Origin of the sequence: Streptomyces europaeiscabiei, from assembly GCF_001550375.1 — a bacterium.
In the GTDB taxonomy this organism is placed as follows: domain Bacteria; phylum Actinomycetota; class Actinomycetes; order Streptomycetales; family Streptomycetaceae; genus Streptomyces; species Streptomyces europaeiscabiei.
Genome location: NZ_LRTR01000669.1, coordinates 1 through 14,331 on the forward strand (window position 1 = coordinate 1; position 14,331 = coordinate 14,331).

At 69.9% G+C, this 14,331-nt stretch carries 9 protein-coding genes; all 9 read right to left on the reverse strand.

The window, feature by feature from the left end:
• Positions 1–14: 14 nt before the first annotated feature.
• Positions 15–1,361, reverse strand: coding sequence for a UDP-glucose dehydrogenase family protein (locus AWZ10_RS32605; RefSeq protein ID WP_046707134.1), 1,347 nt, complete (start codon positions 1,359–1,361; stop codon positions 15–17).
• An 82-nt stretch (positions 1,362–1,443) separates the two neighbouring features.
• Entirely contained in the window at positions 1,444–2,634 is a 1,191-nt protein-coding gene (locus AWZ10_RS32610; protein WP_060892783.1) for a right-handed parallel beta-helix repeat-containing protein, read from the reverse strand.
• Between the two features lie 32 nt (positions 2,635–2,666).
• The gene (locus AWZ10_RS32615; RefSeq protein ID WP_234360823.1) at positions 2,667–4,604 is read right to left on the reverse strand and encodes a right-handed parallel beta-helix repeat-containing protein; all 1,938 of its coding nucleotides are present in this window, start codon (positions 4,602–4,604) and stop codon (positions 2,667–2,669) included.
• On the reverse strand, positions 4,601–5,893 hold the full coding sequence (locus AWZ10_RS32620) for a glycosyltransferase family 2 protein (protein ID WP_107084562.1): 1,293 nt from the start codon (positions 5,891–5,893) through the stop codon (positions 4,601–4,603). Before AWZ10_RS32620 ends, AWZ10_RS32615 begins: the two co-directional genes overlap by 4 nt.
• Before the next feature lie 1,062 nt (positions 5,894–6,955).
• Entirely contained in the window at positions 6,956–7,390 is a 435-nt protein-coding gene (locus tag AWZ10_RS32625; protein WP_046706143.1) for a hypothetical protein, read from the reverse strand.
• A 668-nt stretch (positions 7,391–8,058) separates the two neighbouring features.
• A complete protein-coding gene (locus AWZ10_RS32630; protein WP_107084564.1) occupies positions 8,059–10,518 on the reverse strand; it encodes a SpoIIE family protein phosphatase in 2,460 nt (819 codons plus the stop codon).
• 95 nt (positions 10,519–10,613) lie between these two features.
• Positions 10,614–11,621, reverse strand: coding sequence for an ABC transporter permease (locus AWZ10_RS32635; protein WP_046706153.1), 1,008 nt, complete (start codon positions 11,619–11,621; stop codon positions 10,614–10,616).
• A gap of 49 nt (positions 11,622–11,670) precedes the next feature.
• Positions 11,671–13,221 carry a sugar ABC transporter ATP-binding protein gene (locus AWZ10_RS32640; RefSeq protein ID WP_046706145.1) on the reverse strand — a complete coding sequence of 517 codons (1,551 nt, stop codon included), beginning with the start codon at positions 13,219–13,221 and terminating at the stop codon, positions 11,671–11,673.
• Positions 13,222–13,264: 43 nt separating this feature from the next.
• Positions 13,265–14,308, reverse strand: coding sequence for a sugar ABC transporter substrate-binding protein (locus AWZ10_RS32645; protein WP_173531553.1), 1,044 nt, complete (start codon positions 14,306–14,308; stop codon positions 13,265–13,267).
• Positions 14,309–14,331: the final 23 nt, after the last annotated feature.

Below are 14,331 nucleotides of genomic sequence, written 5' to 3' on the forward strand. Positions count from 1 at the left end.
CGGCAGGCGTGCGGTCAGGGTCGGCCCAGAGCGCGGTAGTCCCACCCCGCGGCACGCCACTGCGCCGGGTCGAGGGCGTGCCGTCCGTCGACGATCCGGCGCCGGGCCACGACCGCACCCAGGGCCTGCGGGTCGATCTCCCGGAACTCGGCCCATTCCGTGAGCAGCACCACCACGTCGGCCCCGGTGGCCGCGGTGAGCACGTCCGTGCCGTAGGTCAGGTCCGGGTAGGCGCGGCGGGCGTTCTCCACGGCCGCCGGGTCGATGACGGTCACCTGGGCGCCGGCCTGGTGCAGGGTCCTGGCCACGTCCAGGGCGGGGGCGTCGCGGATGTCGTCGGAGTTGGGCTTGAAGGCCGCCCCCAGCGCGGTCACCTTGGCTCCGGCGAGCTCTCCGCCGGCCAGTTCGCGGACGAGGTCCACCGTGCGGGCCCGGCGCCGCTGGTTGATGGCGTCGACCTCGCGCAGGAAGGAGACGGCCTGGCCGACTCCCAGTTCCTCGGCACGGTGGCTGAAGGCCCGGATGTCCTTGGGCAGGCAGCCGCCGCCGAAGCCGAGGCCCGGCTTGAGGAACCGGCCGCCGATCCGGTCGTCGTAGGCCAGCGCCTGAGCGAGACCCGTGACGTCGGCGCCGGTCGCCTCGCAGACCTCCGCCATGGCGTTGATGTACGAGATCTTCGTGGCGAGGAAGGAGTTGGCGGCGACCTTGACCAGTTCGGCGGTGGGCAGGTCGGTGACGACCACCGGGGTGCCCTGGGCGATCACCGGGGCGAAGGCGGCGCGCAGCTGCTCCTCGGCCCACTCCGACTCGGTGCCGAAGACCAGCCGGTCGGGCCGCATGGTGTCGTCGACGGCGTAGCCCTCGCGCAGGAACTCCGGGTTCCAGGCGAGTTCGACGTCCGCTCCGGCCGGGGCGGTCCGCCGGACGATCTCCGTCAGCCGGGCGGCCGTGCCCACCGGGACCGTGGACTTGCCGACCACCAGGGTGCGCCGGCGCAGGTGCTGGGCGAGTTCGCTCACCGCGCTGTCGACGAAGGTCATGTCCGCCGCGTACGAGTCCCGCTGCTGGGGCGTGCCCACGCAGACGAAGTGGACGTCGCCGAACTCCCCGGCCTCGGCGAAGCTCGTGGTGAACCGCAGCCGGCCGCTGTCGAGAGCCTTCGCGAGCAGTTCGGGCAGTCCGGGCTCGAAGAACGGCACCTCGCCCGAGTTCAGCCGCTCGATCTTGCCGGGGTCGACGTCCACGCCGAGGACGTCGAAGCCCAGGACGGCCATGCAGATGGCGTGGGTGGCGCCGAGGTAGCCGGTGCCTATGACGGTGAGGCGGGGCGCGGTTGTGTCGGTGTCGTCCGACGAGGTCATGGTGGTCTCCAGAGGTGTGTCGGGCATGTCGGCCCGCCGCACGAGCCGGTGATGGCCTGCGGAAGCGAGGGGGCGGAGGCGGTCAGGAGGCGCAGTCGACGTTGGCGAGGCCCTCGGCCGCGTCGTTCGCCTTGTTGTCGCAGGTGACTTTGTTGCCGTCGGACGTGAGGTGGAAGCCGTAGCCGGGCCCGTCCACGTTCGCGGTGTTGTCCTTGAAGATGTTGCCGGTGCCCCAGCCGTTGACCAGCTTGTGGGTCTGGAAGCCGTCCTCGGGGGAGTGGCTTCCGGTGTTGCCCTGGAGCAGCCAGCCGTTGCCCTTCACGTCGACCCAGGAGTCGTTGTTGTGGGAGCCGCTCAGCTTCGATCCGTCGAAGGTGTTGTCGATGACCTTGCCGTCGCTGGTGCCTTCCTTGATGTCGATCGACTCGGCGGTCGTGTCGCTGATGTCGTTGCCGAGCACCACGTTGCGGTCGCTGGTGTCCGTCTTGCAGTCGCTCACGGTGCACCAGTTGGACTTGGCGGTGCCGATGTAGACGCCCTCGCCGTACTTCTCGCGGCGCAGGCCGGTGTCGCGGATGGTGTTGTCCCGGACCATGTTGTCCGAGCTGAAGTTACGCAGGTGGATGGCCTCGTCACCGATCTGTTCGACGGTGAGGCCCTGGATGACGGTGCCCACGACGCCGTCCGCCATCACGCCCTTCTGGGCGTTGCGGACGGTGAAGCCGACCAGCCGCCAGTTGCTGACGCGGTCCAGGTGGAAGGCGTAGCCGTCGTCCGTGTCGCCGCCGTCGACGACCGCTCCGGCACCACCGCACAGGAAGATCGGCTTCGCGGCGGTACCGGAGACCTCGGCGGTGAAGTTGCCCACGTAGGTGCCGTTGCCCAGGGCGATGCTGTCTCCCGGTCGCGCCTGGGCGAGAGCCTGTTCGAGCGTGGCGGTGTCGCTCACCTTGACGGAGGCGGCCGGGCAGGTCACCGCGGCGTCGGGCACCGAACCGCTGGTGGCCTGTTCGGTCGGGGCTTCCTCGATGACCGACCGGGTCGGCAGGGCCGACGGTTCCTCCTCGTTCGCTGACGCCTCGGGCGTCCTGGGTCCCGCGGTGGTGGCCCCGGCCGTCACCTCCGGTTCCGATCCGCCGTCACCCGTCACCGCCACGATGAGCGCCGTCAGAGCGAGCAGGAACGCACCCCCCGCGAGCCAGAGGGCCGGCTGCCGGGCGGGACCGCGCTCGGGGGTGGGCGGCGGGTTCGACGTGGTCGGTTCGGAAGACATGGGAGGCAACTCCGGTTAGCGGGAACGCGTCGTCATCGGGGCGGACGGGCGGCTGGGACGGACTGGGAAGTCAGGGCGCGCAGGCTGGTGGTCTCTTCGTCCTCCTTGGAGAACCAGCTGCGCTCGGGCACCTGTCGGAGGGGGACCTCGACGACGGACGCGCTGTTGGTCACCGACTTCTTGTCCTCGTACGGGTGCCTGCCCAGGCGCTGTCCGCCGTGACGGTGTCCCTTGCGGCCCTGGCGTCGGCCCAGAACGGCCGAGATCAGGATGAGCAGCAGGATGAACGTCCAGAGCAGCGTCATCGGGCTGGCGTAGTGCCGGAACTTGACCCAGAACGAGCTGGTGTCGTGCCAGGCGAACGTCTGGTTCTCCCTGACCGCGATGCCACCGTGGGCCCGGGTGGTGTCCACGGCGCTCGGGCCGACCCCGGAGATGACGTTGTACGTGATGATCGACTCGTCGACTCCGCCGACGAGGCTGATCCCGTGGTTGGTGCCGTCCTGGATCGTGTTGCCGCGTATCTCGCCGACCGAGTCCCGTATGTAGATGCCGGTTTCGGTGCTCTCGACGATGTTGCCCGTGATCGTCGCGGCGGTCACTCCGTCGCGCACCGAGATGCCCTGCCGTGACTGGCCGACGAGCCGGTTTCCGGTGATGGCGACCTTGGTGGCGTCCTTGCGGGCCACGATGCCCATGTCGCCGCCCTCGACGCGGTTGTTCTGCACGCCGACGTCCTTGCCGCCGAAGATCTCGATGCCGTAGTGGCCGTTGTCCCTGGCGGTGCTGTCGGACACGGAGTTGGAGCCGTAGCTGCTGATGGACTCGCCGGATGCCGAGGGGCCGCTGGCCAGCGGCCGGCCGCTGAGCGTGAACCCGTTGCCGCCGTTGCCCTCGGCGGTGGAACCGCTGACCCGGACCTGCTCGGTGGCTCGGGCGAGCACGAACCCGTCGCCGCCGTTGTCCTTGGAGACGGTCCGCTCGACCACGGCGTTGGTGACGAACCGATGCAGGACCACACCGTGTTCCAGGCTCCGGCGCACGGTGCTGTCGCTGATGCTGACGCCGTTGGCGCCGGACAGGAACAGCCCGAAGGCGTTGCCCGTGAGGGTGGAGTGCCCGATCTCCGCAGAGACGTAGGAGAGGCTGGGCACCGAGAACCGGGTGTCCGGCGTGGCCAGCGAGCCGGAGGGCTGGGCCACGACGCCGCCGCTGCCGCCCTTCGAGCCCGGCGCCACCGTCGAGTCCTCGATGTTGCCGGTGTCGGGGCGGTCGGTTCCGGTGAGGCTCAGGCCACCGGTGCGCCCGCTCCAGAAGCCGAGATCGCCGACCTTGGCGTACTTCATGGAGAACTGGCCGCCGATGGCGCGGATGTAGGCCCGGCCGTCCCGCACGTCCTTGTCCGGCTTCTTCTTGTTGTCGTTCCAGCTGGTGATCCGCAGGGGCGCCTGCGGGGTGCCCTCCAGGGTGAGCCGGCCGCCGAAGGAGACGATGCTGACGAAGCCCTTGTTGCTGCTGGCCATCCGCAGCGTCAGTCCGCCGGGGTTGGACAGCTTCAGCTTGGCACCCGCGTTGAGATAGATGTTCTCGGTCAGCAGGTACGCGCCGTCCGGCTGGCGGACGAACGTCTGCGGAGCCAGTTCGAGCAGGTCCGAGACGGTGTAGGCGTTGCTGCGCTGGGTGAGGACCAGGGTGTAGCCGTCCCCGGTGTCCAGCCGGTACGGCGCCTTCCACTCGCCGCCCTTCAGGGGGGCGACGGCGGCGACCGCGCGGACCTGGTCCAGACGATGGTCCTCGGCGGCCACGAGCGCGGTCTCGTTCTCCGCGTCGGCGGCGCTGACCTGCGGCTTGCCGTCTCCGTCGGCGGCCGGGGAGGTGGCCGCGGAAGCGAGGAGCAGACCGGCGGCGAGCGGCAGCACGACCGCGCCCCGCAGCGTCCGCCGGACGGACGAAAGATGTTGACGCGTCATGACTGCTGCACCTCCGGCCACGAGGACGCGGTGACCCGCGTCGTACCTCCCAGGGAGGAGGAGTCCTGTCCCTCTCCGCCGATGCGGTCGCTGGTGCGGGTCAGCCAGCCCTGCCTGTTCATGGTGAGGAAGGCGAACAGCTTGATCGGCAGCGAGATCATGATGACGACAAGAGCGAGCAGCGGCAGCAGCAGCAGCTCCTGCGGATGCTTGCGCAGGTGGGAGTAGCCACGGATGCCACGCCCCACGAGCAGCCAGATCAGTACGAGGACCACGCCCCGGCCGGTCAGCTCCAGGCGGCTGAACAACAGGTACCCGAGCGCCATGCCCATCGTCACCGGCGTCAGCAGGATCTGCAGCACCGTGATCTTGGTGACCAGGGGGACCCGCCAGAGCCAGCCCTTGTACAGGGCGGTCAGATAGCAGCGGTAGGAGTTCCGGCTCCAGCGCACGCGCTGCTTGACGAAGGCGCGGAACGAGGACGGGAACATCGATATCGCCCGTGCGGAGGACTGGTGCACGGTCTTGTAGCCGGAGGCCAGCACCAGCCAGGTCAGCCGTCCGTCGTCACCGGCGACGCAGCGCCGGCCCAGGAAGAACTCGTTCTCGAGGTTCTCCAGCACGGGCTCGATCGCGGCCCGCCGGTACGCCGCCGTCCGGCCGGACAGGCAGGCCACGGCGCCGGCGCGGCCCATGGCCGGGACGTAGTCGTAGTACCGGAGGTTGACCAGCCAGTCGGCGATACGCCGCCAGACGCTGGTCCGGCGCTGGTAGACGTTCTGCTGGGTGCCGACACCGCCGACCGCGGGGTCGACGAAGGGCATCTGGACGGCGGCCAGCAGTCCCGGCTCCCAACGGGTGTCCGAGTCCACGAGCACCACCAGCTCGCTCGTCGCGGCCCGGATCCCCACCCCCAGGGCCGACCGCTTCCCGCGGTGCTCGAACGCCAGCACCCGGACCCGGGGATCCGTCACCTGCGCCAGCCTGCGCAGGACTTCCGTGTCCTCCACGTCCGGGACGATGATGACCTCGGTGGGATCCTGCGCCAGCCAGGTGTCCAGGCAGTCCAGCAGGATGCTCGCGTCCTCCCGGTATGCGGGGACCACCACGGACACCGTGGTCCGGTAGTTGTTCACCACTGGCTTGGCGAACCGGGAGAGCACTGCCCGATAGAGCCACAGGCCCCAGACGAAGGCGCCGGCGATGCCCAACGGCATCAACTCGCGCCACGATGTCTCGGCGGCCACCATGACCATCCATGACCAGACATCGTCGAAGAAATCCGACACGAACCCAGAACCCCCAGCCGGAGCCTTGCCCAAACACGTGGCCGAAATGTGCGACGTGCGCGGTCTACGCGGGGAAATCTAGGGCCGAATCGACCTCTCTCGACACACGAGAAACACAGAATTCACCTGTCGAAGTCACGAATACTCCACAGAGCGAATCTGCATCAGCGAACAGCACACTCCACCCGAGCACCCGCCCCCAGACGGCTCATGCGGCTGACGCATCCCCAAACCTCATCAACAGCAAAGCACTTGCGGGCAACCCGGGCAGGCACCGACCTCCCCACCGACACTGTGCATCCAGCCTCGCGCAACCTTCGCACAAACAAAGCGAATGTGACGCACATCACGTCAAACCTGAGTCGCTCTGTCGAACGCCTGCCACACCCGCCTCACCAGATTGTCACCTCACCCCCAACCGCCACGCGCACCCCATCGGTGACGCCTCCCGAACAGCACCACCCACGGGCACCCGCGGAGAGGCCGAACGGTCCACTCGGCGAGCCCGGTTGCCCGCCCCTCTCGCCCAGGCGGGGCGGCGGACGCCGTCGGCGCCCACCGATCGAGCCCACGAGACGGGATGCGACGGCCTTCGGGATTCGAACCGGGACCCACGCATGCCGAGCCGAAAGAATTCCCGGGCAGGCATCCTCGCCCCTGCTTGATCCATGACATTCCCGCAGGTCAAACGATATTCGACGCCTCACCCCCACTTGGCCTTCCCGGCCCTTTCCATCCCCTATCGGTCACTCTCATCCCTTCCCGTCCCCTCTCGCTCCTTTCATTCCTTTCTCTTTCCCTGTCGGCCTTTCTCGGTCTATCTCGTTTTCCATTCACCCGGCGCTCCTCTTGGCTCCCCGGACAGCCCGCGCAGATCAGCCGCGACAGCAGGCGACAGCACATGCCGACAGGAGCGCGGGACACAACCGTTTGCGACCGGCCCCGCCAGGAGACCGTCGACGACGTGGCGCGGACGTCAGGCCGACACGCCGTCGTCGATGAGCCGGACCCGGAACCTCCCGCGCTGCGTGGCCACCGGCAGCGGTCCTTACGGCTGCCGCGTCACGCGGGTCTGTCCGTCGCCGATGACGACTTGTCCGACGGGCGGTCAACGAAGATCACCACATGCCATGCGCCGCTTTCCCGCATGACGGTCACCGTTTCGCGAAGGTCCTCCCCCGCCTTGGCCTCCGCCACCAGCCTGGCCGAGCCCACGTCCGGGCCGAAGTCGTAGTCGACCTCCAGATCGACGATCCTCAGATCCCGGCCGCCCTTCTCCGCGAGGATCTGCCGGGCCTCCTTCTTCGCCCGCTGATCCTCCGGGACGCCACCGATACGCATCAGTGCGGTGGCGTCACGGGAGTTGAGGGCGTCCACGTAGGATTCCACCGCCCGCCGGGCCCCCTTGTCGTCCGCCGTGCCCGGTTCGTCCCCTGTGCACCCGGCCGCCGTGATCGTCACGGCAACCACGGCGCCGAGCAGCCATCTGCGCTGCACTTCCCCTCCCTGGGTGGTGTGGCATCGACGACATCCTCCCCGGTACAGCCTGGTGACGACCCTCGTGTGATCGACGGTTCGTCGCGGTGGATGGCCGCCAGGCGGACATCCACGGTCCCCACGGGCCACACCCACACGAGGATCCTCGTGTGCTTCGAGTGCGCCTTCCCGAACCAGTACCGGTTCTGGTGCCCGCCCAGGTGTGGCCCGCCCAGGTGTGGCCCGCCCACGCCGTCGGGGCGGCCCTGGAACCAGTACTTGTAGTTCTCGCAGTGGATCGTGGATCGAGCACGCCGAAGCCGAGCCCGGCCCGGTCGAAGCCCTGTCCAAGCTCGTACGCCGCGCACCCGGACTCACCGAGCGGCTCGCCGCCGCCGAGGCCGAGGGCATCCGCGTGACCGTCCTGACGTCGGACCCCGAGGACCCCCACGTGCGGTGCCGCCCCCTCATCCGCGTGATCAGAGTCCGGCTGTCCCCACCCATGCCTCCGGAGCAGGCGCTCCGCGACACGACCGGCGACGGTTGTCTCGGAGTCACGCGTCACCGGGGCGTCCTGCGAGGACACGGGTCGGACGATGCCATCCAGCACCGGTCCGGCACGGGAGGCGACAGCATCTCGGCATGCGTGACGCGTGGGGTTCGAGTGGAGCTCTCAAGCACCCGGGCCGTCAGCGCCCGCCCCGGTCGCCCGTCCGCCTCGGCAGGTCCTGCTCGGCCCAGATGATCTTTCCGGCCCGGGTGTAGCGCGTACCCCAACGGCGGGTCAGCTGGGCGACCAGGAACAACCCCCGGCCGCCCTCGTCGGTGGTCCGCGCGTGGCCCATCCGGGGGGAGGTGTTGCTGGCGTCGGACACCTCGCAGATCAACTTGTCATGCCGGATCATGCGCAGCCGGACGGGTGCGGTGCCGTGCCGGATGGCGTTGGTGACCAGCTCGCTGACCACCAGTTCCGTGGTCATCGCCAGATCCTCCAGCCCCCATCCGAGGAGCTGGCGGACGGCCAGCTCCCTGGCGCTCGACACGATCGCCGGATCCGTCGGCAGGTCCCACGAGGCGACCCGGTCGGCGCCCAGCGCATGCGGCCGGGCCAGGAGCAGAGCGACGTCGTCGGTCTGCGGGCCGGTCAGCAGTTTGTTCACGACCGCCGAGCACAGCTCCTCCGGCGGCAGGCCGGACTGCGCGAGCACATCGCTGAGGCGGGACAGCCCGACGTCGATGTCCTGGTCGCTGCTCTCGATGAGGCCGTCGGTGTAGAGGGCGATCAGGCTTCCGTCGGGGAGGGACATCTCGGCGGACTCGAAGGGCAACGAGCCGAGGCCCAGCGGAGGGCCCGCCGGAAGGTTCGGGAAGACGACCTTGCCGGCGGGGGTGACCACGGCGGGCGGCGGATGTCCGGCCCGAGCCATGGTGCACAGCTGGGTGACCGGGTCGTAGACGGCGTAGAGGCAGGTGGCGCCCAGCACCGCGGTGGCGATGGGCTCGTCGTCGCCGCCCTTCTCCTCCGTCAGGCGGATCACCAGGTCGTCCAGGTGGGCCAGCAGCTCATCGGGCGGCAGGTCCATGTCCGCGAGCGTCTGTACGGCGGTACGCAGCCTGCCCATGGTCGCCGCGGCGTTGAGGCCGTGCCCGACCACGTCACCGACGACTAGGGCGACCCGGGCGCCGGACAGCTGGATCACATCGAACCAGTCGCCGCTCACCCCTTCCCGGGCATCGGCCGGAAGATAGCGCGAGGCCACCTCCATGGCGGTCCCGCCGTTCAGCCCCTGCGGGAGCAGACTGCGCTGCAGGGCCAGCGCCGCGGCGTGCTCACGGGTGTAGCGGCGGGCGTTCTCCACCCACACCGCGGCCCGGCTGACAAGCTCCTCGGCGAGCAGCAGATCGTCCTCCTCGAACGGATCCGGATGCTCCGTACGGATGAAGGTGGCCACTCCCAGCACGGTGCCGCGCGCGGACAGCGGCACCCACATCGCCGAGGGCATCCCGAACTCCCTGATGCTCGCGGCCCGGGCCGGGTCCTCGGCGACCCACGGAGTGGTGTCGGGGTCCAGCGACGATTCCAGCATCGAGGTGCCGTTGACCATGCTCTGGATGTACGGCGACGACATGGGGGCGGCGATCGGGTCGCCGGTGGCGATCACCGATTCCGGACAGCCCTCGTGGATCGACTGCTGCCCGGCACGCCGCGCCGGATACGTGCCGTCGGACGGCCGCGAACCGGGCTCCTCACCCTGCAGCACCGCTTCCAGCAGATCGACGGTCACGAAGTCGGCGAGCCTCGGCACCGAGAAGTCGGCCAGTTCCTGGGCGGTCCGCATCACGTTCAGCGTGCCCCCGATACAGGCGCTGGCCTCGCTGAGCAGGGCCAGGCGCTCCCGGGCCCGCCATCTGTCGGTGACGTCCATGCCCATGTAGCACACGCCCAGCGGGCTGCCGTCCGGGTCGTCGAGCCGAAAGAAGGAGGTGGAGTAGGCGTGCTCCCGGTGCGGATCCGCCCAGGTCCAGCCCCTGTACTCGTAGTCGACGACCGGCACGCCGGTCTCCAGCACCCGCCGCATCTGTGCTTCGAGCGCCTCGGTGTTCAGGCCCGGCAACGAGTCCGACATCCGGCGCCCGAGCCGCTCCTCGCGCGGCACACCGCCGTAGCGCTCCAGGGTGTCGTTCATCCACACGTACCGCAGGTCCGGGCTGAGCACGGCCATCCCGAGGGGTGAGCGGGTGAGAAAACCCTCCAGCACCTCCCCGCTGACCGCCCAGGTCGGAGCCTTCGCCACGTCGATCGCCGAGACGAGCCAGGACCTGCGGTCGTCGGTGTCGGACATCGCGGTCACCCGCAGCCCGACCTCGAGACGGTGGCCGTCACGGTGCCGGGCGCCCACCAGGCCGCCCCAGCTCTCCCGGGTCCCGCACTCCTCGGCGACCTCGGCCGCCCGTGACGCGTCCTCGGGCTGCGCCAGCAGAGTGGCGGCGGAGCGGCCGAGGACCTCCGCCGCGACGTATCCCAGGAGCCGCTCGGCGGCCCCCGTCCAGCCGATGACCGTGCCGTTCGCGTCGATCACCACGGCAGCCACGTTCGCCATCTCGAACGGTCCATGCGTTCCGTCCGTTGTTACCTCCTTGGGGAACATCATGACGGCCGTCCCATCTGACGGATGGCATATGGGTCATTCTATGAGGTATCGCCCATCGCTGCTCCTTCCTCGGACCGCTCCTGGGCCTCGCCCTACTCCTGGCCCTCGCCGGTGGTGAGCCGGGCGATCATGAGTGCCACCAGGATGATCGCGCCGTAGATGGCCTGGATCCAGAAGGACGACACCTGCGCCAGGGTGAGCAGGTTCTCCAGCATGCCCAGCAGCAGGACTCCGAGCAGCGCCCCGGCCAGGGAGCCCTTGCCGCCGTTCAGGCTGATGCCGCCGATGACAGCGGCCGCGAACACGGTGAAGATCAGGCCCTGTCCCTGATTGGCGTTGATCGCCCCGACCCGTCCGGCGATCACCAGACCGGCCACCGCGGCCAGCGTCCCGCCGATGACCAGCACCCCCCAGGCCACCCGGTCGACCCGGATGCCCGCCGCCCGCGCCGCGGGGGCGTTGCCGCCCACCGCGTACACCGCGCGTCCCAGCCGGTGGTGGCGCAGCGCCCACCCGGCGGCCGCGAAACAGGCGCCGGTCACCCATACGGAGACGGGGACGCCGAGCCAGGTGTCGGACCCGAGGGCCAGGAACGCGGCGGGGGCGTCGAACAAGGTCTTGCCGGACACCATGCCGACCAGGACTCCGCGCAGCACGATGTTCATCGCCAGGGTCACGATGAATCCGTTGAGCTGGAGCTTGACGATCAGCAGTCCGTTCACGGTGCCGATCAGCGCCCCGGTGAGCGGAATGATCAGCAGGCCGAACCAGACGGGCAGCTCGCTGCCGAACCCCGACGAGGCGGCCGGGAGCACGGCCATGAAGCCGAGGGCCGGGGCGAGCCCCGCGATCGACTCCAGCGACAGGTCCATCTTGCCGCTGATCAGGATCATCGCCTCGGCGAGCACCAGCAGTCCGAGCGCCGAGGAGGCGCTGAGCACGTTCAGCAGGTTGTCCCGTTCAAGGAAGCTGTCGTTGCTGACCGCACCGATGACCAGCAGCAGGAGCACCGCGGGCAGCAGCGCCAGGTCCCGGATCCGCCCCAGGGCGATCGTGCGGACGGGACGGCGGACCGCTCCGTCCGGCCCGCCACCCGGCATCGGGCCGCCGTTCGTCGGGCCGCCGTTCGTCGGGCCGTTCGGCGCGGTGTCACTCATGGCCGGTGCCGACCCCTTCGATCGAGGCCACCAGTTCTTCGTCGGTCCAGCCGACGGTGTACTCGGCGGCGAGAGAACCGTTGAACATCACCAGGACGCGGTCGCAGCTCCGCAGGTCCGCCAGCTCGTCCGAGACGACGAGCGCCGCGCGTCCCGCGGCCCTGGCCCGGTCGACGACCGACAGCAGCGCCCGCTTGGACTGCACGTCGACACCCGCCGTCGGGTTGATGAGCACCAGTACCCCCGGGTCGGTGGCCAGCGCCCGGCCCATGACGACCTTCTGCTGATTGCCGCCCGACAGGTCCTTGACCGGCTGGTGCGGGCCGTCCGTCGTGATGTCGAGACCGGTGATCGTCCGCCGGGCGAAGGCGTCCCGGGCCGGGCGCGAGATCACGCCGAGCCGCCCCAGCCGGTCCATGATGCTCAGGGAGGCGTTCTCCGCCACCGACAGTTCCGGTACCAGCCCTTCGTGGTGCCGGTCGCGCGGCACACAGCCCACACCCGCCGCGAGCGCCGAGGGGACACTGCCCGGCCGCGTCGGACGGCCGAGCACCTCGATCCGCCCGCTGTCGGGCCGGTACAGCCCGGCCAGCGCCTCGGCGACCTGATGGCTCCCGGAGCCCGCGAGCCCGGTCAGCCCCACCGTCTCGCCGGACCGGACGACGAAGCTGACGTCAGTGAAGTGCGGGCCGCTCAGCCGGTTCACCCGTACCGCCACGGGCGCGTCCACCGACCGCGGCCGGATCGCGCCGGAGCCGGGGACCGCCCCCGCGCCCCGCCCTCCGGTCATCGCCTCGACGAGTTCGGTCCGGCCCAGCTCGCCCACGGGCGCCGTGGTGATCCAGCGGGCGTCCCGCAGGACGGTGACGACCTGGCAGACGGCGTAGACCTCCTCCAGATGGTGGGAGATGTAGAGAAAGGTGATCCCGGCCCGCTGCAACCGCCGGACATGGGTGAACAGACGGTCGATCGCCCGGCTGTCCAGCTGGGCGGTCGGCTCGTCCAGAACGATGAACCGGGTTCCGCGCGAGATCGCCCTCGCGATCTCCACCATCTTGGCGTCCTCGACGGTGAGGCGGCCCGCCGGCACGTTCTCGTCGACCTCCACACCCCATTCGTCCAGCAGCTCGCGGGCCGCCGCGCGCATCCGCCGCCAGCTGATCACCTGGCCGCGCCCCGTGGGCTGCCGGTTGACGTACAGGTTCTCGGCGACCGTGAGAGCAGGGATGATCGTCGACTGCTGGTAGACGCAGGCGACCCGCCGCTGCCACGCCTCACGGTCCGCCGGGCCGGGCGCGGGTTCGCCGTCGAACAGAACGACACCACGGTCCGGCCGCTGCAGTCCGGTCAGGACGGCCACCAGGGTCGACTTGCCGGCCCCGTTCCGGCCGACCAGGGCGTGCGACTCACCGGCCCGTACGGCGATCCCCACGTCGTCCAGGGCCACGGTGGGCCCGTAGCGCTTGTGGATCCCGTGGGCCTCGGCCACCGCGCGGTGGCCGGCGTCATCGGCACGAGGGTCGGCCGGTGGCGTCCGGTTCATCGTGGTCTCGCTTCCCGGGGGCCCGGGGAGACGCTCTCCCGGGTCAGGAGCTCTTGCCGATCTGGTTGCCCCACAGCGACGCGTCGTCGACGTTGTCCTTGGTCACCAGCGGTGCCGGGAGCTGGTCCTCCAGGATTCCGCCGGGCAGTCGGACGATGGTGCTGTCGTGGTCGGTCGGGCCCGGGTGGAAGGTCTCGCCCTCCATCGCCCGCTTGATGTAGTAGATGCCGTATTTGGCGTACTGGTCGGCCGGCTGGGAGACGGTCGCATCGATCAGACCCTTGCGGATCGCATCCAGCTCCTGCGGGATGCCGTCGTTGGACACGATCACGACGTGCCCGGGACTACCGGCCGTCACCAGCGCGTCGTGCCGCCGCAGCGTGCTCAACGTGGGGGCCAGATACACACCGCCGGCCTGCATGTAGATGCCCTTGATATCGGGGTTGGCGGTGTACAGCGCCTCCAGACCGGCCGCCGCCCTTTCCGCCTTCCAGACGGCGGGAACGTCCAGCACCCTGATGCCTGGGTAGTCCTTCTTCATGCACGCGCTGAACGCCTCCGACCGGTCCCGCCCGTTGACCGACGCCAGATCGCCCTGGATCTGTACGACCTTGCCCGTCTTCACCGCCTCGCCGATGTGCCGACAGGCCTTCTCCCCATAGGCACGGTTGTCGGCCCTGACCACCATCGCCACCTTGCCCTTGTCCGGCGCCACATCGACGGCGACCACCGGCACGTCCTTGCGCTGCGCGGCGTTCAGCCCGGCGACGATCGCCGCGGAGTCCAGCGGCGAGACGACCAGGCCCTTCACGTCCTGGGCGAGCAGATTCTGGATGTCGGTGATCTGTTTGCTCGGATCGGAGTCGGAGTTCACCGTCTGAAGCAGGCGGACGTCCTGGGCGGCGGCCTGCTCGGGGATGTAGGAGTCGTACGACTCCCAGAACGGTGAGGCCAGCAGCGGCAGCACCACCCCGACCTCGCCCGAAGCGGTGTCGTCGGTGCTGCTCGTGTCCCCGCCGCAGGCGGTGACGGCCGGCCCGCAGCCGAGTGCGAGGACTGTTCCGACAGCGGCGATGCGTCGCTTCATGGTGCTCGGCTCCGAGTGAGTGG

Excerpts from the sequence above, each read along its gene's own strand:
- AWZ10_RS32605 (WP_046707134.1), bottom strand. The coding sequence starts at position 1,361 with ATGACCTCGTCGGACGACACCGACACAACCGCGCCCCGCCTCACCGTC.
- AWZ10_RS32610 (WP_060892783.1), bottom strand. The coding sequence starts at position 2,634 with ATGTCTTCCGAACCGACCACGTCGAACCCGCCGCCCACCCCCGAGCGC.
- AWZ10_RS32615 (WP_234360823.1), bottom strand. The coding sequence starts at position 4,604 with ATGACGCGTCAACATCTTTCGTCCGTCCGGCGGACGCTGCGGGGCGCG.
- AWZ10_RS32630 (WP_107084564.1), bottom strand. The coding sequence starts at position 10,518 with ATGTTCCCCAAGGAGGTAACAACGGACGGAACGCATGGACCGTTCGAG.
- AWZ10_RS32635 (WP_046706153.1), bottom strand. The coding sequence starts at position 11,621 with ATGCCGGGTGGCGGGCCGGACGGAGCGGTCCGCCGTCCCGTCCGCACG.
- AWZ10_RS32640 (WP_046706145.1), bottom strand. The coding sequence starts at position 13,221 with ATGAACCGGACGCCACCGGCCGACCCTCGTGCCGATGACGCCGGCCAC.
- AWZ10_RS32645 (WP_173531553.1), bottom strand. The coding sequence starts at position 14,308 with ATGAAGCGACGCATCGCCGCTGTCGGAACAGTCCTCGCACTCGGCTGC.